This is a genomic window from Candidatus Pantoea multigeneris, from assembly GCF_011752615.1.
In the GTDB taxonomy this organism is placed as follows: domain Bacteria; phylum Pseudomonadota; class Gammaproteobacteria; order Enterobacterales; family Enterobacteriaceae; genus Pantoea; species Pantoea multigeneris.
Genome location: NZ_VWXF01000005.1, coordinates 33,569 through 57,740, shown reverse-complemented (window position 1 = coordinate 57,740; position 24,172 = coordinate 33,569). Strand labels below are relative to the sequence as shown.

The 24,172-nt window shown below is 49.6% G+C and carries 20 protein-coding genes and 1 other annotated feature; of the genes, 16 read left to right on the top strand and 4 right to left on the bottom strand.

Annotation, left to right across the window (positions count from 1 at the left end; genetic code table 11):
* Positions 1–187: 187 nt before the first annotated feature.
* The gene (creA, locus tag F3J40_RS12970) at positions 188–661 is read left to right on the top strand and encodes a protein CreA (protein ID WP_167015247.1); all 474 of its coding nucleotides are present in this window, start codon (positions 188–190) and stop codon (positions 659–661) included.
* 69 nt (positions 662–730) lie between these two features.
* Here creA and arcA read toward each other — a convergent pair whose 3' ends face one another.
* The gene (arcA, locus tag F3J40_RS12965) at positions 731–1,447 is read right to left on the bottom strand and encodes a two-component system response regulator ArcA (RefSeq protein ID WP_017345624.1); all 717 of its coding nucleotides are present in this window, start codon (positions 1,445–1,447) and stop codon (positions 731–733) included.
* A gap of 594 nt (positions 1,448–2,041) precedes the next feature.
* Between arcA and F3J40_RS12960 the strand changes: the two genes are divergently transcribed.
* The 8 genes from F3J40_RS12960 (at position 2,042) to F3J40_RS12925 (ending at position 12,382) form a co-directional block, all read left to right on the top strand.
* Positions 2,042–2,746, top strand: coding sequence for a tRNA/rRNA methyltransferase (locus F3J40_RS12960; protein ID WP_017345622.1), 705 nt, complete (start codon positions 2,042–2,044; stop codon positions 2,744–2,746).
* Positions 2,747–2,839: 93 nt separating this feature from the next.
* Positions 2,840–3,001: a thr operon leader peptide gene (gene thrL / locus F3J40_RS25200; RefSeq protein WP_369410947.1), complete on the top strand. Its 162-nt coding sequence runs from the start codon at positions 2,840–2,842 to the stop codon at positions 2,999–3,001.
* Positions 2,940–3,059, top strand: a sequence feature (Thr leader region). (Overlaps the previous gene by 62 nt.)
* A 25-nt stretch (positions 3,060–3,084) precedes the next feature.
* Positions 3,085–5,547: a bifunctional aspartate kinase/homoserine dehydrogenase I gene (gene thrA / locus F3J40_RS12950; RefSeq protein WP_167015243.1), complete on the top strand. Its 2,463-nt coding sequence runs from the start codon at positions 3,085–3,087 to the stop codon at positions 5,545–5,547.
* A 2-nt stretch (positions 5,548–5,549) separates the two neighbouring features.
* Positions 5,550–6,479 (top strand): homoserine kinase, encoded by a 930-nt coding sequence (gene thrB / locus F3J40_RS12945; RefSeq protein ID WP_167015241.1) that lies wholly within the window; start codon positions 5,550–5,552, stop codon positions 6,477–6,479.
* A 3-nt stretch (positions 6,480–6,482) separates the two neighbouring features.
* Positions 6,483–7,769 (top strand): threonine synthase, encoded by a 1,287-nt coding sequence (gene thrC, locus F3J40_RS12940; RefSeq protein ID WP_167015239.1) that lies wholly within the window; start codon positions 6,483–6,485, stop codon positions 7,767–7,769.
* A 435-nt stretch (positions 7,770–8,204) separates the two neighbouring features.
* Positions 8,205–8,534: a hypothetical protein gene (locus tag F3J40_RS12935; RefSeq protein ID WP_167015237.1), complete on the top strand. Its 330-nt coding sequence runs from the start codon at positions 8,205–8,207 to the stop codon at positions 8,532–8,534.
* 471 nt (positions 8,535–9,005) lie between these two features.
* The gene (locus tag F3J40_RS12930; protein WP_167015235.1) at positions 9,006–10,283 is read left to right on the top strand and encodes an HlyD family secretion protein; all 1,278 of its coding nucleotides are present in this window, start codon (positions 9,006–9,008) and stop codon (positions 10,281–10,283) included.
* Positions 10,283–12,382, top strand: coding sequence for a peptidase domain-containing ABC transporter (locus F3J40_RS12925; protein ID WP_167015234.1), 2,100 nt, complete (start codon positions 10,283–10,285; stop codon positions 12,380–12,382). The genes F3J40_RS12930 and F3J40_RS12925 overlap by 1 nt, the downstream gene beginning before the upstream one ends.
* A 5-nt stretch (positions 12,383–12,387) precedes the next feature.
* On the opposite strand, the gene yaaA is transcribed toward F3J40_RS12925, so the two are convergent.
* Positions 12,388–13,164, bottom strand: a complete 777-nt coding sequence (yaaA, locus tag F3J40_RS12920; RefSeq protein ID WP_167015232.1) for a peroxide stress protein YaaA — start codon at positions 13,162–13,164, stop codon at positions 12,388–12,390.
* 224 nt (positions 13,165–13,388) lie between these two features.
* Between yaaA and tal the strand changes: the two genes are divergently transcribed.
* The 6 genes from tal (at position 13,389) to nhaA (ending at position 21,175) form a co-directional block, all read left to right on the top strand.
* Positions 13,389–14,342 carry a transaldolase gene (tal, locus tag F3J40_RS12915; protein ID WP_017345614.1) on the top strand — a complete coding sequence of 318 codons (954 nt, stop codon included), beginning with the start codon at positions 13,389–13,391 and terminating at the stop codon, positions 14,340–14,342.
* A gap of 122 nt (positions 14,343–14,464) precedes the next feature.
* Complete coding sequence (gene mog, locus F3J40_RS12910; RefSeq protein ID WP_017345613.1) at positions 14,465–15,052, top strand: molybdopterin adenylyltransferase; 588 nt, start codon at positions 14,465–14,467, stop codon at positions 15,050–15,052.
* A gap of 113 nt (positions 15,053–15,165) precedes the next feature.
* Positions 15,166–16,464 (top strand): MFS transporter, encoded by a 1,299-nt coding sequence (locus F3J40_RS12905; RefSeq protein WP_167015230.1) that lies wholly within the window; start codon positions 15,166–15,168, stop codon positions 16,462–16,464.
* A 203-nt stretch (positions 16,465–16,667) separates the two neighbouring features.
* Entirely contained in the window at positions 16,668–18,578 is a 1,911-nt protein-coding gene (dnaK, locus tag F3J40_RS12900) for a molecular chaperone DnaK (RefSeq protein ID WP_167015228.1), read from the top strand.
* A gap of 100 nt (positions 18,579–18,678) precedes the next feature.
* A complete protein-coding gene (dnaJ, locus tag F3J40_RS12895) occupies positions 18,679–19,818 on the top strand; it encodes a molecular chaperone DnaJ (protein ID WP_167015226.1) in 1,140 nt (379 codons plus the stop codon).
* Positions 19,819–19,996: 178 nt separating this feature from the next.
* Complete coding sequence (gene nhaA, locus F3J40_RS12890) at positions 19,997–21,175, top strand: Na+/H+ antiporter NhaA (protein ID WP_167015224.1); 1,179 nt, start codon at positions 19,997–19,999, stop codon at positions 21,173–21,175.
* A 33-nt stretch (positions 21,176–21,208) separates the two neighbouring features.
* Here nhaA and F3J40_RS12885 read toward each other — a convergent pair whose 3' ends face one another.
* Both F3J40_RS12885 and rpsT read right to left on the bottom strand, forming a co-directional pair.
* Positions 21,209–22,228, bottom strand: a complete 1,020-nt coding sequence (locus F3J40_RS12885; protein ID WP_167015222.1) for a YVTN family beta-propeller repeat protein — start codon at positions 22,226–22,228, stop codon at positions 21,209–21,211.
* A 411-nt stretch (positions 22,229–22,639) separates the two neighbouring features.
* Positions 22,640–22,903: a 30S ribosomal protein S20 gene (gene rpsT, locus F3J40_RS12880; RefSeq protein ID WP_026042361.1), complete on the bottom strand. Its 264-nt coding sequence runs from the start codon at positions 22,901–22,903 to the stop codon at positions 22,640–22,642.
* Positions 22,904–23,220: 317 nt separating this feature from the next.
* On the opposite strand from rpsT, the gene ribF reads away from it, so the two are divergent.
* Entirely contained in the window at positions 23,221–24,159 is a 939-nt protein-coding gene (gene ribF, locus F3J40_RS12875; RefSeq protein WP_017345606.1) for a bifunctional riboflavin kinase/FAD synthetase, read from the top strand.
* The last annotated feature ends 13 nt before the right edge of the window (positions 24,160–24,172 follow it).

Here is a 24,172-nt window from a genome sequence, read left to right as displayed (position 1 = left end):
CCTCATACTCTGGTGTTGCAGCTAAACGAAGTCGCTGAATGATAGCACTAAATGCACAATTTAACTGGGGGGTTTTGTGTGGTTGATTGTGCTATATCAATGCAGGTTTTACTCTGCCATGTATTGGTCAATGATCGGTTTCCCCGTACATTACCGTTTTAACGATAAATCTTGCAATGGTAACCCAATGTCAACAATTCGCATTCTGATCGCAGCGCTCACCACACTGGCACTGAGCAGCCCGGCAATCGCCGAGGAGATTGGCTCCGTCGATACGGTATTTAAGGTGTTCGGACCGGATCATAAAATTGTGGTGGAGGCCTTTGATGACCCTGATGTTAAAAATGTAACCTGCTATATCAGTCGCGCAAAAACCGGCGGCATTAAAGGCGGTTTGGGGCTGGCTGAAGATACCTCCGATGCGGCCATCTCTTGCCAACAAACAGGCCCGGTAGAGCTTAACGACAAAATTACGCAGGGCAAAGCGCAGGGCGATATCGTATTTCGTCAGCGCACGTCATTACTGTTTAAGAAGTTGCAGGTTGTACGCTTCTTTGACAAAAAACGCAACGCGTTGGTGTACCTGAGTTATTCCGACAAGGTCGTCGATGGTTCACCGAAGAATGCGATCAGTGCAGTCCCGATTATTCCCTGGCACTAAAAGCCAATGGCCTAATCTGAAAGCAGGGTGAAGAGCGTATCCGCTAGCGACTAGCGGATACGTAAAGACTTAACCTTCCAGCTCACCGCAGAAGCGATAACCTTCACCATGAATGGTGGCGATAATTTCTGGGGTATCTGGCGTTGATTCGAAGTGCTTACGAATACGGCGGATAGTGACGTCCACAGTACGGTCATGCGGCTTGAGTTCACGGCCGGTCATTTTCTTCAGCAGATCGCCACGGGTCTGGATCTTGCCCGGATTCTCACAGAAGTGCAGCATCGCGCGGAACTCACTGCGTGGCAGTTTGTACTGTTCGCCATTTGGGCTGACCAGTGAACGGCTGTTGATATCCAGCTCCCAGCCATTGAAGCGATAGCTTTCTACCAGGCGACGTTCGTCACTTGGTACGGCCAGATTCATGGTGCGTGACAGCAGATTACGGGCACGAATCGTCAGCTCACGCGGGTTAAATGGTTTGGTGATGTAATCGTCAGCGCCGATTTCCAGCCCAAGGATTTTATCAACTTCATTATCACGCCCGGTCAGGAACATCAGTGCAACGTTTGCCTGTTCACGTAATTCACGTGCCAGTAACAAGCCATTTTTCCCTGGCAGATTAATGTCCATAATCACCAGATTGACATCATTTTCTGTCAACACCTGGTGCATTTCGGCACCATCAGTGGCTTCATAAACGACGTAGCCTTCCGCTTCAAAAATACTTTTGAGCGTGTTTCGGGTGACCAGTTCGTCTTCAACGATAAGAATGTGCGGGGTCTGCATGTCTCGCTACCTAAAATTTGCCAACAAATCGAAAACAGGGCGTACAGCGGTAATATTACCGGGTTCAGCAACAATGAACCACTATACGAAATTATGTAATTGATACACGATGCATCAACGTCAACAACAGAGTTAGCTCAGCCAGTCAGGATGAATGCTGCATGCCCCGGAATGATTGGTGCATATCCTAACCGTATTAACAGCAACCTTACAGCACCAACAACAACCGAGAAGCATAAAAAAAACGCTTCGTTGACTTATATCAAATGCAAGTGTAGCACGTTAACACTTTTGTGAAAAACTTCTCCTGGAATGCCAGCTTAGCTCACAAAATGCAGCATTTTTGCTACATCTTAAGACCTGTCTGAGATTGTCTCCTTTTTACAGAGATTATATTTCATTGCTTTGAATTAAAATGTTTTTATTTACATAGCAAAGATAAATCTCGTTCTTTGACTTAAAAACAGAGGGTGGCACATTTTTTCTGTCTTTTAACATTATTAACATCTCCTTTTCCTTTCTGCTGAGTGCTGTTAATTCCGGGCGCTGCATGCCAACATAGGCCGCGATATCTTATGAACCGGTGAAAGAAACATGCATTTCCCTCTTATTCTCGTCTCTCCTGCTCGCCCGGAAAATATTGGTGCGGCAGCGCGCGCCATGAAAACCATGGGCTTTACCCAGTTACGTATCGTTGCCAGTGACGCCTGGCAGGACCCCGCAGCCCGGCGTGTTGCCCATGGCGCAGGTGAAATTCTTGATACGGTGCAAACTTTTGACACGCTGGAGCAAGCGCTGGCGGATATTGACTTCTCAGTAGCGACGACCGCGCGGAGCCGGGCGAAGTTTCGTTACTATGCCACGCCACAGCAGGTCGAGACGTTGTTGCAGGAGAAGCGTCAATGGGTCAACAGCATGGCGTTGGTGTTTGGTCGTGAAGATAGCGGATTGACGAATGAGGAGCTGGAGCAGGTGGACCTGCTGACCGGCATTCCGATGGCGAACGATTACCCTTCGCTCAATCTTGGTCAGGCGGTGATGGTGTACTGCTATCAACTGGCTTCACTCAATCAGGTGGCGGCGCAGGTAGAAGCGCCAGCGGATGGTCAGCAGCTCCAGGCGTTGCGCCAACGACTGGAGCAACTCTTGCTACAGTTGGAAGTCAGTGATGATCGTAAACTGGCGGACTGGATCGACCAACGCCTTGGCCTGCTGGCGCAGCGTGACAGCGCCATGTTGCATCGTCTGCTGCATGACGTAGAAAAAAAACTTATAGATAATTCCGCTGGAAAAGCCTAGTTCTTCAGCAACAGATCGCATTTGCCTATGCTTTTTTAATCAATACAGCAGAAATCAGGGTGATCTGGCGCATGATTGCGCAGTGTTGAAAAAATGTCCAAATGGACAAATGCGTTGACTTACATAGCACTTTGCTTTACTTCTGGAAGACAGACAGACTTAAAAAGACAGACAGAAAAAATCTCAATGCGTACAAACAGCCTGATTATTACCATTATTACCACCACCATTACCACAGGTAACGGTGCGGGCTGACGCATACAGGAAAAACAAAGAAAAAAGCCCGCACCTAACCAGTGCGGGCTTTTTTTTCGGCATAAATTCAGGAGAGTTTTAACATGCGAGTGCTGAAATTCGGTGGGACCTCGGTAGCGAACGCGGAACGTTTTTTACGCGTTGCCGATATACTTGAAAGTAATGCGCAGCAGGGACAGGTTGCCACCGTGCTCTCTGCACCCGCAAAAATTACGAACCATCTGGTGGCGATGATTGAGAAAACCATCAGCGGGCAGGACGCTCAACCTAACATCAGCGATGCCGAACACATTTTTGCCAGCCTGCTGCAAGGCCTGGCCGATGCCACGCCGGGGTTTGACCTGGCGGGCGTTAAACGTCGCGTTGAGCAGGAATTCGCACAGCTTAAACAAGTCCTGCATGGCATCAGCCTGCTGGGGCAGTGCCCGGATAGCGTCAATGCGGCCATCATCTGTCGCGGTGAAAAACTCTCGATTGCCGTCATGGAAGCGCTGCTGCAGGCGCGTGGTTATGCCGTCACCGTGATTGATCCGGTAGAGAAGCTGTTGGCTGTGGGCCACTATCTTGAATCTACCGTCGATATTCCTGAATCAACCCGCCGCATCGCCGCGAGCCAGATCCCTGCGCAGAATATGATTTTGATGGCAGGCTTCACTGCCGGTAACGATCGCGGTGAGCTGGTGGTACTGGGCCGTAACGGTTCTGACTACTCTGCGGCGGTGTTGGCCGCGTGCCTGCGCGCCGACTGCTGTGAAATCTGGACCGATGTCGATGGTGTTTATACTTGCGATCCACGCCAGGTGCCGGACGCCCGTTTGCTGAAATCGATGTCTTACCAGGAGGCGATGGAGCTCTCCTATTTTGGTGCGAAAGTGCTGCATCCTCGCACCATCGCTCCGATTGCGCAGTTCCAGATCCCGTGCCTGATCAAAAACACTGCGAACCCGCAAGCGCCGGGCACGTTGATCGGTGGCAGCAGCGAGCTGGATGACAGCCCGGTAAAAGGCATCACCAATCTGAATAACATGACCATGTTCAACGTCTCCGGGCCGGGGATGAAAGGCATGGTCGGTATGGCAGCGCGGGTGTTTGCCGCAATGTCACGTGCGGGCATTTCTGTGGTGTTGATCACCCAGTCTTCCTCTGAATACAGCATCAGCTTCTGCGTCCCTCAGGGCGAGCAGGCGCGCGCGCGTCGTATCCTGGAAGAAGAGTTCTACCTTGAGCTGAAAGATGGCCTGCTGGACCCTCTGGAAGTGATTGAACGCCTGGCGATCATTTCGGTGGTAGGTGATGGTATGCGCACGCTGCGTGGCATCTCAGCGAAGTTCTTCTCGGCACTGGCCCGCGCGAACATCAATATTGTGGCCATCGCTCAGGGCTCTTCGGAGCGTTCCATCTCGGTGGTGGTGAGCAATGATGAGGTCACCACTGGCGTACGTGTTGTGCACCAGATGCTGTTCGCTACTGACCAGGTCATTGAAGTGTTCGTGGTGGGCGTTGGCGGTGTTGGTGGAGCCTTACTGGAGCAGTTACGCCGCCAGCAAGCCTGGCTGAAACAGAAGCATATCGATCTGCGCGTTTGCGGGATTGCTAACTCCCGTGCGCTGTTAACTAACGTTCACGGTATCGATCTGGGCAACTGGGAATCTGCGTTAGCAGAAGCCAAAGAGCCGTTGAATCTCGGTCGCCTGATCCGTCTGGTGAAGGAGTATCATCTGCTCAACCCGGTGATTGTGGATTGTACCTCTAGCCAGGCGGTGGCCGATCAGTATGCTGATTTCCTCGGCGAAGGCTTCCACGTGGTGACGCCGAACAAAAAGGCCAACACCTCTTCCTGGGCGTACTATCAGCAGATGCGTGCTGCGGCGGCTAAATCACGCCGTAAGTTCCTGTACGACACCAACGTAGGTGCGGGCCTGCCGGTTATCGAAAACCTGCAAAACCTGCTGAGCGCGGGCGATGAACTGTTGCAATTTTCCGGTATCCTCTCTGGCTCGTTGTCCTTTATTTTTGGCAAGCTGGATGAGGGTGTTTCACTCTCGGAAGCAACCAAAATGGCGCGTGAGCTTGGTTTCACTGAACCAGACCCGCGTGATGACCTTTCAGGTACCGATGTCGCGCGTAAACTGCTGATCCTGGCGCGTGAAGCGGGCCATCAGTTGGAACTCAGCGACATTGAAATTGAAGCAGTGTTGCCAGATGAGCTGAACGCCATCGCCGATGTCGAAACCTTTATGCAGCGTTTGCCAGAGCTGGACAATGCGTTTGCGGCTCGCGTGGCGCAGGCGCGTGATGCCGGTAAAGTGCTGCGTTTTGTCGGCGCGATCGAAGAGGGCGGCAAATGCAAAGTGCAGATTGCTGCGGTAGATGGCAACGATCCGCTGTATAAAGTGAAAAATGGCGAGAATGCCCTGGCATTCTATAGCCGTTACTATCAACCCATTCCGCTGGTGTTGCGCGGATACGGTGCGGGAAATGATGTGACTGCAGCGGGCGTATTCGCCGATCTGCTGCGCACACTGTCGTGGAAGTTGGGAGTCTGATAATGGTTAAAATTTATGCGCCGGCCTCGATTGGTAACGTTAGCGTCGGCTTCGATGTGCTGGGCGCGGCGGTATCGCCGGTAGATGGCACGTTGTTGGGTGACTGCGTTACCGTAGAAGCGGCTGACAGCTTTAGCCTGGTGAACGAAGGGCGTTTTGTCAGCAAGTTGCCGACCAATCCGCAGGAAAACATTGTTTATCAATGTTGGCAGCGCTTCTGTGAAGCGATTGGCAAGCAGGTTCCGGTAGCAATGAAGCTGGAAAAGAACATGCCAATTGGCTCAGGTCTGGGTTCTAGCGCCTGCTCAGTGGTTGCCGGACTGATGGCGATGAATGAGTTTTGTGGCAAACCGCTGACCGATACCGAATTGCTGGCGCTGATGGGCGAGCTGGAAGGGCGCATTTCTGGCAGCGTCCACTTTGATAACGTGGCACCTTGTTTCCTCGGCGGCATCCAACTGATGCTGGAAGAGAACGGCATCATCAGCCAGGAAGTTCCGGGTTTTGATGACTGGCTGTGGGTGATGGCTTATCCTGGCATTAAAGTCTCCACGGCTGAAGCGCGAGCCATTCTGCCAGCGCAGTACGCAAAATCCGACATCATCAAGCATGGCCGTCTGCTGGGGGGCTTTATTCACGCCTGCCACACACGCCAACCGGCTCTGGCCGCTAAACTTATGCAGGATGTGGTGGCTGAGCCTTATCGCACCCAACTGCTGCCGGGCTTTGCGGAAGCCCGCCAGGCCGCGCTGGAAATCGGTGCGCTGGCGTGTGGCATCTCTGGCTCCGGCCCAACGCTTTTCGCTGTTTGCAATCAAATGGAAACGGCACAGCAGATGGCATCATGGCTGCAAGAAAACTATCTGCAAAACGATGAAGGCTTCGTCCATATCTGCCGTCTTGATACGGCTGGCGCACGTAAACTGGGATAACGCATGAAACTCTACAATCTTAAAGATCATAACGAGCAGGTGAGCTTTGCACAGGCGGTTAAACAAGGCCTGGGCTCACAGCAGGGGCTGTTTTTTCCACTGGAACTGCCGGAATTTGAACTGACGGATATCGACGCCATGCTGGAAATGGATTTCGTCAGCCGTAGCAGCAAAATTCTCTCTGCCTTCATTGGTGATGAGATCCCAGCCCATCAGTTGGCTGAGCGTGTTAAAGCGGCCTTTGCCTTCCCGGCACCGGTCGCAAAAGTCAGTGAAGATATCTCCTGTCTTGAGCTGTTCCACGGCCCAACGTTGGCGTTCAAAGACTTCGGCGGCCGTTTCATGGCGCAGATGCTCTCTTATGTGTCCGGTTCAGATGAGCAAATCACCATTCTGACGGCGACCTCGGGTGATACCGGTGCAGCCGTTGCTCATGCATTCTACGGCATGAAAAACGTACGCGTGGTGATCCTCTATCCAGAAGGTAAGATCAGCCCGTTGCAGGAAAAACTGTTCTGTACGCTGGGCGGCAACATCGAAACTATCGCGATTGATGGCGACTTCGATGCGTGTCAGGCGCTGGTGAAACAGGCGTTTGATGATGAAGTACTGAAGAAGGCGATTGGCCTGAACTCAGCTAACTCCATCAACATCAGCCGTCTGCTGGCACAGATCTGCTACTACTTCGAAGCGGTAGCACAGTTGCCGCAAGATAAACGCAACCAGCTAGTGATTTCAGTCCCGAGCGGTAACTTCGGTGACCTGACGGCTGGCCTGTTGGCAAAATCCCTTGGCCTGCCGATTAAACGTTTCATTGCGGCAACCAATGCGAACGATACCGTACCTCGCTTCCTTGGCAATGGTGCGTGGACGCCAAACCCAACTGTGGCAACACTCTCTAACGCCATGGATGTTAGCCAGCCAAACAACTGGCCGCGTGTGGAAGAGCTGTTCCGCCGCAAAACCTGGCGTTTGACCGATCTGGCCTACGGCGCGGTGAGTGACGAGACTACCAAAGAGACCGTGCGTGAGCTGCGCGATATCGGTTATATCTCCGAACCGCATGCGGCCATCGCTTACCGTTTACTGCGCGATCAGCTGCAGGAAGGCGAGTTCGGCCTGTTCCTTGGCACCGCTCACCCGGCGAAGTTCAAAGAGAGCGTAGAAGAGATTCTTGGTCAGGAATTGCCACTGCCAAAAGAGCTGGCCGATCGTGCCGATCTGGAGCTGCTGTCGCACAAACTCTCTGCGGACTTCGCAGAACTGCGCGCGTTCTTACTGAAGGCGTGAATGTTGCTAGTAACATGACGTGTTCATGCAGTTAAGTACCCCGTAACCCGGCATTGCCGGGTTTTTTTTCATTAAAAATAATCAGTTATAAAGTTAAATTAATAATAGCATGAGAATTAAAGTATTTATAAAAATTTCTAATCATGAGATTTGTATCACAAAAAATCAAAATAATAAAATAAGCCAGAGTTCAGCTGCCACGCTAATTTTTATCTGAAAAGTGTAATTTAAATAAATATCTTTTGATTTGTATCAATGAAAGTTTATTTTTATTATCAATAGCTATCGATTTTTATATTAAATGCGAGTCGTGTCTTGTTTTTAATTCATAAAGTGAACTTCATTAATTAGCTGTCGTGTTATTGAATGTATAGTTCTTTTGAGTAATTATTCACGTGCCTCTTATGAAGGCCTGTTAACTAAAAAGGAATAATTATGAAAAAGCTTAATAATGAAGAAATGATGATGGTCTCAGGTGCAGGTAACTTTGCGGATAAATCTTCTGGTGGTCGGGTCAGTAATGATAGCCGAGGAGGGCGTGGTGATAGGCGAGGAACAATGAGCGAGCGCGTCAAGAGTTGTAATGATGGAATTATTGGTGGAACACTCGCCGGTAGTTTAGGTGGAGTACCTGGAATGGCTGTGGGGATGGTAGGAGGGGCTATAGCGGGTGGATGTTTTAGAAACGAGAGTTCATCGTCAAATAACAATAATGGTAAAGGTTCGGGGGGCGCTCAAAATTATGGAGCACAATGTAAATGGTAGAGGATATAACACACGAGGAAAATCATGAAGCGATATGTTAGCTGGATTTCTATTTTTCTGAGTGTGATTTTTGGAGCTTCCTTACTCAGTGGTGCAGGCATAGCTTTTGATAACTGGATTAAATTCCCTGTGTCGATATCAAGACCGTTGGTTATCATATTAACTTTATCAGCACTTGTTAAAGTGGCATTATGGCTAGTGAGGAAAGTATTCAGATGATGTTTTTTATCGTTTCACTTCGTAAATAATATGTTTAATATTATCTTTTTAGACTATTAATTATGAATGTTCATTTTTTCATCTTTAATGTGTGTTTAAGATGTGTTAATGAACAAGGTTTAGGTTGAAACCTGAGAGCCTAATAAGCATGTATATCTGATATTTATCTTCCAGTATTAATTTTCAAGGTTATATAAAGCCCACAAAGGAGTAATTTGTGGGCTTTATATGTGAAGTTTTGACAGGAGGAGCATGTCTGATATTTTCAGAAAGGAAGTATTTGAAAGGAATGAGGTGAAAAATTCTCACATACTCAGGTCAAACTTAATAAAAAGTTGGCTTTGTTCCTTCATCTTAACCTTGATAGTAGCATTTATATGTTTATTAATAACCTTTGGGTCCTACACGCAACGAATAGAAGTATATGGGGAGTTAATATCCCCGGTTAGACCAATTAACATATTATCCCATCATCAGGGTTATATTTCAGAGAGATATTTTTCCACAGGAGATATGATAAAAAAAGGTCAGAGGATTTATAAAATAACAACCGGAAATGAGAATGTTAGTGGTGAAGTTCCTTATCAACAAAAAAAGAGGATTGAATTGCAGATAGATAAAATAGAAGAGATTATGTCAGGACTCAGAGAGGATGAAAATATAACGATAACAGAGTTAATAAGTCAAAAAGAAAAATATTCCGATCTTGAAAAACAATCTGCACTATTGGTAGAAAATACAAGCCAGTCTATGAATTATTTTGGAAAGATTGTAAGTGATTATGCTGAGCATCGTAGGAAGGGAATGATCACTAATGATCACTACATATCTCAATTAAATAACTATTATCAGCAGGAAAGAATGTTAAATGATATTAAAATTCAGAATGCACAGGAAAATATACAGCTAATGACAATTGATAAAGAAATCAACTCTCGCAGAATAGAGTTTAAAAATAAATTATTAGAGCATGAATTGAAAATTCAGGAGCTTCTAAGGGAAAAAATAGTGGCCGAAGCAGAAGGTGAAATATATGTCACGGCTTCTCATGATGGTAAGATAGTCTCCGAACATACCAGCCTTGGCCAGTTTGTGACGTTTAACGATAGCCTAGCTCAGATACTACCTGACTTTGACGGTGATTATTTAATGACACTTTGGGTACCTGACACAACAATGCCCTATCTTATCCCTGATGCCGCAATAAACGTGCGTTATGATGCTTTTCCATGGCAGAAATTTGGTCAGTTTTCTGGGGCAGTAAAAGAAATCTCTACCGTTCCAGCCACCCTGCAAGAAATGGCTGCATATCGCAGTGCACCACGTGAGGAACTAATAAAAAGTGGCGGAAATTATTATCGTATAATTTGCAGCCTATCAGAAAAAGGCTTGTATTATGAGGGGCGGTTCATCGAACTCTCTAATGGGCTAACGGCTAGCGTCACTCTTTTTCTGGAAAAAAGATCGCTCTGGCAATGGATTTTATCGCCATTATATGAAATGCAATCCAGCATTGCGGAGCCAGTTTAATGCAGAAATATCATGATGGGCTTCATTTTAACTGGAGAAAGCGTACGCCCGTTATTCTGCAATCAGAGGCAGCTGAGTGTGGGGTAACATCATTACTCATGGTAATGAACTACTATGGAGCTAACCTTGATCTCCTCAAGATAAAAAGTCAAAACAATCTTCCATCCCGAGGTATGAACCTATACGATCTCAATAAACTGGCGGAGAAATATCACTTTGATACAGAACCTGTGTCTATTGATATTGATGAGCTCCATGAGCTGATATTACCCTGTGTGCTGCACTGGGATTTAACGCATTTTGTTGTTCTTACGAAAATACGGAAAAGATACTTTACCCTACACGATCCCGCATTGGGCGAAATTAAGGTTAATAAAAAAGAGTTATCACAACATTTCACGGGTGTTGCTTTGCAGATCAGCCCAGCGAAAGGATTCGAAAAAAATGTGGAGCCAAAGAATTTAATCTCTCTGAAGGCGCTTTTTTCAGGTGTGCAGGGATTAAAGAGTGCCTGTTTTAAAATATTTATTCTTTCTTTAGCTATAGAATTTTTCACACTGCTGCTCCCGATGGGTAATCAATTGATGATGGACCATGTGCTTCCTGCGAAAGACTATGGTTTTTTGACATTAATTTGTATTGCGATGCTGTTACTGACCATTACCCAGACATTCATCTCTGTCATGAGAGAGTGGATGGCCATTATTTTTGGTACGAAGCTACAACTGCTTTGGCGAAAATCGATGTTCAGACATTTAATCAATTTACCGGTTAGCTTCTTTGAGAGGAGAAAACTCGGTGATGTTGTCTCAAGATTTAATTCACTCGATGCCTTAAGAGAGACCTTTACCACCAACATCATTCAAATCGTACTGGATACTATCATATTGATTGGCGCTTCAGTAATCATGATGCTGTATTCGCCTGTACTCTATTTTTTAGTTGTGTTTTTTTTGCTCATTTATATATCAATACGGATTGTGACTTATAGCCATTACCGAAGGATATCCGCAGAGCAAATACACAAAAGTGCGTTGCAGAGTTCACATTTCATGGAAACTCTTTATTGCATAGCATCAATAAAGGGTATGAACATGCAAAGTGCCCGACTATCCTGTTGGCATAATCTGAATGTGAATGAATTGAATGTTGATTTAAAATCTGCACGGTTTAATATTGTTTATTCTACCGTATCAGGGCTGATCTCGGCCCTGGATTCCATTATTGTCCTCTGGGTTGGTATCCAACTTGTGATTCAGAATGAACTCTCTCTCGGCATGTTAATGGCTTTCAATATTTATCGCTCTGAGTTTTCTATGAGATCAGGGAATATTATTGATTCAATGGTTGCGATAAAAATGGCGACGCTACACCAGGAGAGGGTATCCGATATCCTTTTATCAGAGGGGGAAGATTTAGGCACACTCCAACTTCTATTGCCTGTTTCAACAGATAGTTTAAGCCTTTCCTGTAATAATCTGGCATTTAGCTACGATGATTTTAGTCAACCCATTTTCAAAAACCTGTCATTTGATGTTCCTGCTGGCAGCAGTTTAGCAATAACCGGTGGTTCAGGGGTGGGGAAAACCACATTACTAAAAATCATGGCGGGGTTACTACAGCCCTCATCAGGGGAGGTTCAGGTTAATGGTAAGAGTATCCGCAAGCATGGGCTGGGAAATTACCGTAGCCAGATAGCTTGTGTCCTGCAGGATGATCGATTGCTTTCCGGCACTGTGAACGAAAATATCAGTAGTTTTGTCACCGATCCGGACCGAGAGCGTATTGTTTTCTGCGCGAAGCAATCTTCCATCCATGAGGAGATTATGGCGTTGCCGATGGGGTATGACACGTTACTCAGTGAACTGGGCGGTACAATATCGGGCGGGCAAAAGCAGCGCATATTAATTGCCAGAGCTTTGTATAAACAGCCTGTAATTCTCTTCATGGATGAATCAACCAGTCATCTGGATGCGGCGAATGAGAGGAAAATCAATCAGGCCATTTCTGCTCTCAATATCACCAGAGTTATCGTTGCCCACCGTCAGACAACGATTGACTCTGCTGATGTTGTTTTGCATCTTTCAGATGCGCAGTAATCTTTTTAACGCTGCTCGTGCCGCTTGAACACAAATTCTTTCTCGTTGCTCTCTTCGGCCACGAAGAAGTAGCCATCAACATCAAACTGTTTCAGCTGCTCAGGCTGGGTCAGGCGTTGCTGAATGATGTAGCGGCTCATCAGGCCACGCGCTTTTTTCGCATAGAAACTGATGACTTTGAACTTGCCGTTTTTCTCATCGAGGAAGACCGGTTTAATCAGACGCGCCTGCAATGCTTTGGGCTTAATCGCTTTAAAATATTCGTCAGAAGCGAGGTTGATAAGCACATCATCACCCTGTTCCTGCAATGCTTCGTTGAGCTTTTGCGTCAGCAGTTCGCCCCAGAAACCATAGAGATCTTTGCCGGCCGGATTCGCGAGTTTAATGCCCATCTCCAGACGATAGGGCTGCATCAAATCTAACGGGCGCAGTAAACCATACAGCCCGGAGAGCATACGCAGATGCTGCTGGGCAAAGCTGAAATCAGCTTCACTAAAGGTTTCGGCTTGCAGGCCGGTATAAACGTCGCCTTTGAAGGCCAAAATCGCCTGACGGGCATTCTCCAGCGAGAAGGGCGGCTGCCAGGCGTTAAAACGATCGGCATTCAGATGGGCTAGTTTGTCGCTGATGCTCATCAACGAGGCAATTTGTGCTGGTGACAGATCGCGCGCGACGTCAATTAACTGTTGTGACTTTTCTAACAGCGCTGGCTGGCTGAAGTGCTGCGTTGCCAGCGGAGAGTCGTAATCCAGTGTTTTTGCTGGTGAGATCACCATTAACATTGCTATTTCCTCAGTGAACCCGCAGAAATTTCAGGGTATTAACCCGGCTTTAATCGGTGCAGTGTAACAAAAAAAGCTGCACGCATCGGCAAATCACTGCTATCAGTTTGCGCTATCGTAATGCGCAAAAGCTCACCTTGCGCCACGGTCTGCGCGTGATATTATCGCAACATGCTTTTTACAGAATTGTTTACACCCTGACAGTTAACTAAGAGAAAAAAGCCATGACGGACAAACTGACTTCCTTGCGTCAACTGACCACTGTGGTTGCTGACACCGGCGATATCGCAGCGATGAAGCTGTACCAGCCGCAAGACGCAACGACCAACCCTTCCCTGATCCTCAACGCCGCCAAGATCCCTGAGTACCGTAAACTGATCGATGAAGCGATTGCATGGGCGCGTGAGCAAAATGGCCGCAAGGAAGACCTGCTCTCTCTGATTTCTGACAAACTGGCCGTCAACATTGGTCTGGAAATCCTGAAACTGATCCCTGGCCGTATCTCAACGGAAGTTGATGCGCGTCTCTCTTACGATACTGAAGGCAGCATCGCTAAGGCGCACAGCCTGATCAAACTGTACAACGATGCGGGTATCAGCAATGACCGTATCCTGATCAAGCTGGCTTCAACCTGGCAGGGTATCCGTGCTGCTGAGCAGTTAGAGAAAGAAGGCATCAACTGTAACCTGACTCTGCTGTTCTCCTTCGCGCAGGCGCGTGCTTGTGCAGAAGCGGGTGTATTCCTGATCTCACCATTTGTTGGCCGTATCCTTGACTGGTACAAAGCCAACACTGACAAAAAAGAGTACGCCGCACACGAAGATCCAGGTGTGGTGTCTGTGTCAGAAATCTACAACTACTACAAGCAGCACGGCTACGAAACCGTAGTTATGGGTGCAAGCTTCCGTAACGTAGGCGAAATCATTGAGCTGGCTGGCTGTGACCGCCTGACCATCGCACCTGCACTGCTGAAAGAGCTGGCGGAGAGCGAAGGGACTCTGGAACGTAAACTGAGCTACAGCGGTGAAGTTAAAGCGCGTCCAGCGAAGATGACCGAAGCTGAGTTCCTGTGGCAGCACAACCAGGATCCAATGGCGGTCGCTAAACTGGCTGAAGGCATCCGTAACTTTGCCGTAGACCAGGGCAAACTCGAGAAGATGATCGAAGAGCTGCTGTAATTCCCCTACCGTGGTGGCTTCGCTGCCACGGTTTTTCTTTTCTCCGCTTTCCCGCTTGTACTATCCTGTCGTCTGTCCCCTCTCTTTTTTGCGCTTTTGCGCCTGATTTTAGCGAAAACAGCATGAATACATTACGAATTGGACTGGTTTCAGTCTCCGATCGCGCCGCCAATGGGCTTTACCAGGACCAGGGTATCCCTGCACTTGAGGCCTGGCTGTCAGGTGCGCTTGCCACACCGTTTGAAATTGAAACCCGCCTGGTGCCGGATGAACAGCCGATGATTGAGCATGCGCTGTGTGAACTGGTGGATGAGCGTTTCTGCCATCTGGTGCTGACGACCGGTGGCACCGGGCCCGCACGTCGTGATGTCACGCCGGATGCCACTCTGGCGATTGCCGACAGAGAAATGCCGGGCTTTGGTGAGCAAATGCGCCAGATTAGCTTGCAGTTTGTGCCTACCGCGATCCTCTCGCGCCAGGTGGGTGTGATCCGTAAGCAATCGCTGATTCTGAACCTGCCGGGTCAGCCAAAGTCGATCAAAGAGACGCTGGAAGGCCTGAAGGATAGCGAAGGCAAAGTGCTGGTGCCGGGCATTTTTGCGGCTGTACCATATTGTTTACAGTTGCTGGAAGGGCCATACGTGGAAACGCATGCGGCCGTGGTAGCAGCTTTCCGCCCAAAGAGTGCCATTCGTGAGATTAATCACTAAAAATCGCCGGATTACGTTATAAATGCAACTGCTGCTGGTGTGGCTAAAGATTGACGGTATAGTAACTTAAACTTTACAACCCGTTTAATTTTTACTCTGGAAGCTGCACCATTATGGATCCACATCAGCCTGTCACTCTTCGTCGCCAGGATTACACCACGCTGGCACTGGCCGCCTTGGGCGGGGCACTGGAATTCTACGATTTCATCATCTTCGTGTTCTTTGCCACCGTGATTGGCCAACTGTTTTTCCCTCCGGATTTGCCAGAGTGGCTGCGTCAGTTACAAACCTTCGCCATCTTTGCAGCGGGTTACCTGGCACGCCCATTAGGTGGCCTGGTGATGGCGCACTTTGGCGATAAGGTGGGCCGCAAGAAAATGTTCAGCCTGAGCATTCTCCTGATGGCATTGCCTACGCTGGTGATGGGCGCACTGCCGACGTTTGCCACGATTGGCGTCGCGGCACCTTTACTGATGTTGCTGATGCGTATGCTGCAAGGTGCTGCCATTGGTGGTGAAGTTCCGGGGGCTTGGGTGTTTGTTGCTGAACATGTGCCACAGCAGCGGGTCGGCTTTGCCTGCGGCACCTTAACGGCAGGCTTAACCGCGGGGATTCTGCTGGGGTCGCTGGTTGCTACTGGCATCAGCACCTGGCTGAGTCCTGCGGATATCAGCGCTTATGGCTGGCGTATTCCGTTTTTCCTCGGTGGCATCTTTGGTTTGATCGCCATGTACCTGCGCCGCTGGTTGCATGAGACGCCGGTCTTCAAACAGATGCAGCAGCGCAAATCGCTGGCCGACAAACTGCCGATCCAGACCATTTTGTCTCAGCATAAACGCAGTATTGTGGTTTCGATGCTGCTCACCTGGCTGCTCTCTGCCTGCATTGTGGTGGTGATTCTCATGGCACCGACATTAATGCAGAAGCAGGGCATTACAGCGGCGCTGAGTTTGCAGGCGAACAGTCTCGCCACCATCATGTTGCTGCTGGGCTGTATTGTGGCGGGATGGGCCGTCGATCGGTTTGGCGCACCGCGCGCACTGTTGGTGGGTTCTGTGTTGATGGGCATTTGCACCTGGCACTTCTTCCATCAGTTCCACAGTTCCACGGCTACACTGTTTGCCAGCTATGCACTGGCGGGGTTTAGTGTTGGTGTGGTCGGCGTGGTGCCCTTTATTATGGTCAGCACTTTCCCTGCTGCGGTCCGCTTCACGGGCATCTCTTTTTCTTACAATCTCTCATACGCCATTTTTGGTGGTCTGACGCCGATCTTTGTCACCTTACTGTTGCAGGTAACGGCGCTGGCTCCCGCCTGGTATGTACTGATTCTGGCGGCGGTGGGAGTGTTGGTTAGCGCCTATTTACTCGCTTCACAGCGGGGTCGTGCGGTGCTCAGTGAAGTGAATATTTAATCGCCAATCTTTAGCGCATTAACGGAGAACGTAATTTTTTTTTAATTTAACCCTTGATGCGCTTTGAACTGGCCCCATTTAGTTCTCATCGAGAGGTTGTGAGCGATGAAAAAAAGAGGCGTTGCGAGTTGAAACTCAACAAAGCGACCGCATCTAAGGTTCACAACCCGAACTGGCAAAGAATTTAAGTGGGAGACGTTTAGATGGGTAAGATTATTGGTATTGACCTGGGTACAACCAACTCTTGTGTTGCGGTTATGGATGGCACCAAAGCGCGCGTACTGGAGAATGCTGAAGGCGACCGCACCACGCCGTCGATCATTGCATACACTCAGGATGGCGAAACTCTGGTCGGTCAACCGGCTAAACGTCAGGCTGTGACTAACCCGCAGAACACCCTGTTCGCGATTAAGCGCCTGATTGGTCGTCGCTTCCAGGACGAAGAAGTACAGCGCGATATCAAAATCATGCCATACAAAATCACCAATGCAGACAATGGTGATGCATGGCTGGACGTGAAGGGCCAGAAAATGGCACCACCGCAGATCTCTGCGGAAGTCCTGAAAAAAATGAAAAAGACCGCGGAAGATTTCCTGGGCGAGGCAGTAACTGAAGCTGTTATCACCGTTCCAGCATACTTCAACGATGCACAGCGTCAGGCAACTAAAGATGCCGGCCGTATCGCGGGTCTGGAAGTAAAACGTATCATCAACGAACCAACCGCAGCTGCACTGGCTTACGGTCTGGATAAAGGCCAGGGCAACCGTACTATCGCGGTATATGACCTGGGTGGTGGTACTTTCGATATCTCCATCATCGAAATCGATGAAGTTGACGGTGAGAAAACCTTCGAAGTTCTGGCAACCAACGGTGATACTCACCTCGGTGGTGAAGACTTCGACAGCCGCCTGATCAACTATCTGGTAGCAGAATTCAAGAAAGACCAGGGTATCGATCTGCACAACGATCCACTGGCAATGCAGCGTCTGAAAGAAGCCGCTGAGAAAGCGAAAATTGAACTGTCATCTGCTCAGCAGACCGACGTGAACCTGCCGTACATCACTGCAGATGCCACCGGTCCTAAGCACCTGAACATCAAAGTGACCCGCGCTAAGCTGGAATCACTGGTAGAAGATCTGGTTGCTCGTTCAATCGATCCACTGAAAGTTGCACTGCAAGATGCTGGCCTGTCTGTTTCTGATATCAACGACATCATCCTGGTCGGTGGTCAGACTCGTATGCCAATGGTGCAGGCGAAAGTAACCGAGTTCTTCGGTAAAGAGCCACGTAAAGACGTTAACCCGGATGAAGCCGTTGCTGTTGGTGCTGCGGTTCAGGGCGGCGTGTTGGCGGGCGACGTGAAAGACGTACTGCTGCTGGACGTTACCCCACTGTCACTGGGTATCGAAACCATGGGCGGCGTGATGACTTCACTGATCGCCAAAAACACCACCATCCCAACCAAGCACAGCCAGGTGTTCTCTACTGCAGAAGACAACCAGTCTGCGGTAACCATCCATGTGCTGCAGGGTGAGCGTAAGCGTTCAGGCGATAACAAATCACTGGGACAGTTCAACCTGGATGGTATTCAGGCTGCGCCACGCGGTATGCCACAGATCGAAGTGACCTTCGACCTCGATGCTGACGGTATCCTGCACGTTTCCGCGAAAGACAAAAACAGCGGTAAAGAGCAGAAGATCACCATCAAAGCTTCTTCAGGTCTGAACGAAGAAGAGATCGAAAAAATGGTGCGCGACGCAGAAGCGAACGCCGAGTCTGACCGTAAGTTCGAAGAGCTGGTTCAGACGCGCAACCAGGGTGACCAGGTTGTTCACAGCACCCGTAAGCAGCTGGAAGAAGCCGGTGACAAACTGTCTGCCGACGACAAAGCACCAATCGAATCTGCGCTGACCGAGCTGGAAACTGCGCTGAAAGGCGAAGACAAAGCGGCAATCGAAGCGAAGATTCAGGCGCTGATGGAAGTTTCAAGCAAACTGATCGAACTGGCTCAGCAACAGCAGGCAGGCGCGGCAGCAGACGCTGGCGATGCTTCAGCGAAGAAAGATGACGACGTTGTCGACGCTGAATTCGAAGAAGTTAAAGATAAAAAATAATTGCCCCTGACCGGGCACGACGGTTGGCCTGACAGCCGTTGAAACCAGCACGGGCGTAGGAGTTCTCTCCACGCCCGTGCGAGCATGTTAAGGGCTAAAAATGGCAAAACAAGATTTTTACGAGATCTTAGGCGTCTCAAAATCGGCAGACGAGCGCGAAATCAAAAAAGCCTATAAGCGTCTGGCGATGAAATTCCACCCGGACCGTAATCCGGGCGACAAAGAAGCCGAAGCGAAATTTAAAGAAGTAAAAGAAGCCTACGAAATCCTTACCGATGCGCAGAAGCGCGCAGCTTACGACCAATACGGTCACGCAGCCTTTGAACAGGGCGGCGGCGGTGGCGGCTTTGGTGGTGGCTTCGGTGGCGGTGGTGCTGATTTCAGCGATATCTTTGGCGACGTATTCGGTGACATCTTTGGTGGTGGCCGCCGTCAGCGCGCAGCCCGTGGTGCCGATTTGCGCTACAACATGGAGCTGACGCTGGAAGAAGCGGTACGCGGCGTGACCAAAGAGATCCGCATTCCAACCCTGGAAGAGTGTGACGTCTGCCATGGCAGCGGTGCAAAAGCGGGTACCAAGCCACAGACGTGCCCAACCTGTCACGGCCAAGGCCAGGTACAGATGCGCCAGGGCTTCTTCACCGTACAGCAGGCCTGTCCGACCTGTCATGGTCGTGGTTCGGTGATCAAAGACCCTTGCAACGCCTGTCACGGTCATGGCCGGGTTGAGCGATCTAAAACGCTGTCTGTGAAAATCCCTGCGGGTGTTGATACCGGCGACCGTATTCGTCTGAGCGGCGAAGGGGAAGCAGGAGAGCAGGGCGCGCCAGCGGGCGATCTCTACGTTCAGGTTTCTGTGAAGAAACACGCGATCTTCGAGCGCGAAGATAACAACCTGTACTGTGAAGTGCCGATCAACTTCTCAATGGCAGCACTGGGCGGCGAAATTGAAGTGCCGACGCTGGATGGCCGTGTGAAGCTGAAAGTGCCTTCTGAAACCCAAACTGGCAAGCTGTTCCGTATGCGCGGTAAAGGGGTGAAATCAGTACGCGGTGGTGCGGTAGGTGACTTGCTGTGCCGTGTTGTGGTGGAAACCCCAGTCAGCCTCAATGAGAAGCAGAAAAACCTGCTGCGTGAGCTGGAAGAGAGTTTTGGCGGCCCAACCGGTGAAAACAACAGCCCACGTTCGAAGAGCTTCTTCGACGGCGTAAAAAAATTCTTTGATGACCTGACGCGATAAGCAACAGGCTCTATCTTAAAGAGGCGGATATCTTGTATATCTGCCTCTTTTTTTATTGATTTATGTCATGTTCTTCACCTTTAAACGGTAAAGAAGCTTTTTCTTGAAGTAAACGCCCTTTTGGTCATGTGTAACAAAAGGTAAACTCCGCGCTGGCTGATTTAACTCAGGAGGAGTTGTGAATAAACCCCGCAGTTTGACGTGTTATTTAAAGAGTTTTATCGCAAGTGATGCCAGTACCGGCATTGTATTAATTATTGCTGCTGTGGCAGCGATGATCCTGGCTAACACCAGCGCCACAGCGCATTGGTATCAGAGTATCTTACAGACGCCGGTTGAAGTTCGCTTTGGCGCGCTGGATATCAGTAAAGATCTGCTGTTGTGGATCAACGATGCGCTGATGGCCCTGTTCTTCCTGCTGATTGGCCTTGAGGTGAAGCGCGAATTGGTAAGCGGTGAGTTGGCGAGCCGCGATAAGGCGATTTTCCCGGTGATTGCCGCCTTAGGGGGCATGGTTGCGCCAGGGCTGATCTTCACGCTGTTCAACCATGGCGATCCCATTGCCCGTAACGGCTGGGCGATCCCTACCGCTACTGATATCGCTTTTGCTCTGGGTGTGCTGGCTTTACTGGGCAGCCGTGTGCCTGCGGCGCTAAAAGTCTTCCTGATGGCGCTGGCGATCATTGACGATCTGGGTGCGATTGTCATTATCGCACTGTTCTATACCAGCGACCTTTCACTGCTCTCTCTCAGTGTGGCAGCAGGGGCAATTGTGGTTCTCGCGCTGTTAAACCGCTTCAACGTGCGCAACCTCGCTATCTATATGTTGGTTGGCGTGGTGCTGTGGACGGCAGTATTGAAATCCGGTGTCCATGCGACGCTCGCTGGCGTGGTGGTCGGTTTCTTTGTCCCACTTAAAGAAGAAGAGGGGCACTCCCCAGCCGAGCACCTGGCGCACGGTTTAATGCCGTGGGTGAACTGGCTGATCCTGCCGCTGTTTGCTTTCGCGAACGCCGGGATCTCGCTGGCAGGCATCACCTTTAGCGATGTCTTCTCACCGGAGCCGATGGGTATTATTCTCGGTTTGCTGATCGGCAAGCCTTTAGGCATCACGCTGTTCTGTTGGCTGGCGGTGAAATGGCGGCTGGCAGTGCTGCCGGAAAATACCCGCATCAGAGATATTGCGGCAATTGGTGTGCTGTGTGGCATCGGTTTTACCATGTCGATATTCATCAGTTCACTGGCGTTTGATGCCGCCCATGAGCAACTGGTGACATTCTCGAAACTCGGTATTCTAAGCGGCTCGCTGCTGTCAGCGGTGCTGGGATATCTGTTGTTACGATTCAAGTTGCGCTGATGGAGAAGGGGGGGATGATTTCCCCCCTTTTGCTTACTGCACCGTTTTAAGGGTGCTATGTGACTGGCGATCGAGCTGAACCAGACTGAGATCGGCATTCAGGACCCACACCGACTGGTTATCTTTACTGAACGCGATAGCCTGGCGAGGGCCGTTCAGCCCGGTGACGGTTTTCGTGACGGCGAGGCTGGCGACATCAATCACGGAAAGCGAGTTATCCGCCAGATTGCCGCTGTAAAGGAACTTCCCATCCGGCGTTAGCGCTGCACCATAGGGCTCTTTACCAACGGCGATAGTTTTGACGATTTTTCGTGTCGCAACATCAACCACTGCGATCGAATCACTGCCGCTGTTTGCGGCAAACACTGTTTTGCCATCTGCGGTGATTGAAATGGCACGAATTTTATTAAATCCGGTAATTTCCCCCACGATGCTGTCACTGTTGGTATCTACCAGCGTGATTTTATCGCCGACAAAATTGGTCACCAGTAGCAGTTTGCCATCCGGGCTGAGTTTGACGCCCTGACGCGGTTGAGAGAAACCCTGAATGACAGCCGAGGCGATGCCGTACTCGCTGCTGAAATGAGAGACTGTGCTGCTGGCCTGGTTGTTAGCGTAGAGACTTTTACCGTCCTTGCTGATAGCCGTTCCGAATACGCCAGGACCAGCAGCAATATTCAGGGTGTTTTTTAATGTGGCAGTTTCTATTTTACTGATTTTCCCCAGGCTGCTATCAGAAATATAAAAATAGTCACCATCAGGCGAGAAGAGAATATTTCTTGGAGTCAGATAGCCTTGCAGTGTCTCCCTGATTTTACCCGTGGTTAAATCATAGATAATAATCTCTGAACGTTCGCTGTTCGCGACAACCGCAATTTTTTCATCTGGGCTGATTGCCAGCGTGTTATTTCTTATTTGCGCATCAAAGCGCTGGTTATCAGCCACTGCTTTGGCGCTACAGCCCGCGACAGGTACGACATTTGCCAGCGTAGAAGGGCTGAATGAGAGAGTGAGTAAACTGGTGATAAGCACGGCTAAGGCGTGTTTTTGCATAAGGGATTCCTGCGGTTCGGGGAGTTATGAGTATTAAGTCATCTCAGTATGGCCCGCGCAGGGTAGCAAATAATAAATAAGAATCTGCTCACCCCATGGTATTCCCAGACCGGTCTTTGGTTTTTTTGTGCGAAAGGGTGTTCGGAGAGGCATTATTCTGTTTTGTTTGATTTAGCGTTAATTCCTGCAGGTTAATAAACCTTTTTGATCGCAATACTGTTGCGGCACGCATCAAGCCCATGGTCGCATGCGATCAGCTGAAAGATTTCATCTATGGGTGTGCAAACTGAAGTCTCAGGAGGGTGGAGGTGTGTGTGGTGTTGTTCAGTGCCGGAGTTTGTGGAGAAAAAACAGGCGAAAAAAAACCGGCTCAGAGCCGGTTCTTTTCAACAAAGCGATAAGCAGTAGCGATTAAGCCAGTTTGCTGATCTGTGCAGCCAGGTTTGCTTTATGGCGTGCAGCTTTGTTTTTGTGGATCAGACCTTTAGCAGCCTGACGGTCCACGATTGGTTGCATTTCGTTGAATGCGTTCTGCGCAGCAGCTTTATCGCCAGTAGCGATGGCCGCGTATACTTTCTTAACGAAAGTACGCATCATAGAACGGTTGCTCGCGTTATGCTTGCGACGTTTCTCAGATGTTACGGCGCGTTTCTTAGCTGATTTGATATTAGCCAAGGTACAACTCCCAAATGTGTTCTATATGGACAAATCAAAGGCCGAGGACTATGCCTTTTGCGCCTTCTTTTGTCAATGGATTTGTGCAAATAAGCGCCGCTTTAGGGGCAACACTCGGTTACGTATTTGATGGCGCAAGATTCTACCAGCTTCATGCCTGTGAATACAGCTTTTCGCCATAAAATTGTTGTAAGCAGGGCCGGGAGTGGCGCTTTGTAGCGAAAGCAGAGGCTTAATGCAGGAAAGGCGCGCAGACGGGTTAACCTTGACCGCTTTCAAGGGTATAATCCGCCGATTTCCACCGGTTTGAGTCTGCCATGAAGTTTATCCGCGGTATTCACAATCTGAAAGCACAACAGCAGGGCTGTGTCCTGACGATTGGTAATTTTGACGGCGTTCACCGGGGCCATCAGTCACTGATGTCCCAGCTGGTTGCCGAAGGCCAAAAACGGCAGTTGCCGGTCACTGTGATGTTGTTCGAGCCACAGCCGCTGGAGCTGTTTGCGAGCGATAAAGCACCTGCTCGCCTGACTCGCCTGCGTGAAAAACTGCGCTATCTGGCGGAGATGGGGGTCGACAATGTGCTGTGTGTCCGTTTTGACCGCCGCTTTGCGGCATGGACCGCAGAGGCGTTTATTCGCGAACTGCTGGTGGATAAACTCAATGTTAAACTGCTCGCAGTAGGTGATGATTTCCGCTTTGGTGCTGGTCGCGAAGGGGATTTCCTGCTATTAGAGAAGGCTGGCGCAGAATATGGTTTTGACGTGGTAAGCACGGAAACCTTCTGCGATGGCGGCAAGCGTATCAGCAGCACTGCCGTGCGCGAAGCACTGGCAAATGATGATCTGCAGCAAGCCCAGACGTTACTGGGCCATCCATTTAGTATCTCCGGGCGCGTAGTGCATGGTGATGCACTGGGTCGTACCATCGGCTTCCCTACGGCTAATCTCCCTTTGCGTCGTTCTGTCACGCCGGTAAAAGGCGTGTATGCGGTTGAGGTGCATGGGGTCAGCGAGCAGCCGATTGCCGGGGTGGCTAACATTGGCACCCGCCCGACGGTAAAAGGTGTACGCCAGCAGCTTGAAGTTCACCTGTTGGATACACATATCAATTTATACGGGCATCACATTGACGTGGTGCTCAGAATGAAAATTCGCAATGAGCAGCGCTTTGCGTCGCTGGATGCGTTGAAAGAACAAATAGCGAAAGATGTGGTGACGGCCCGCCAATTTTTTGGGCTAAAAACACCGGTTTAATGACCGAAATACG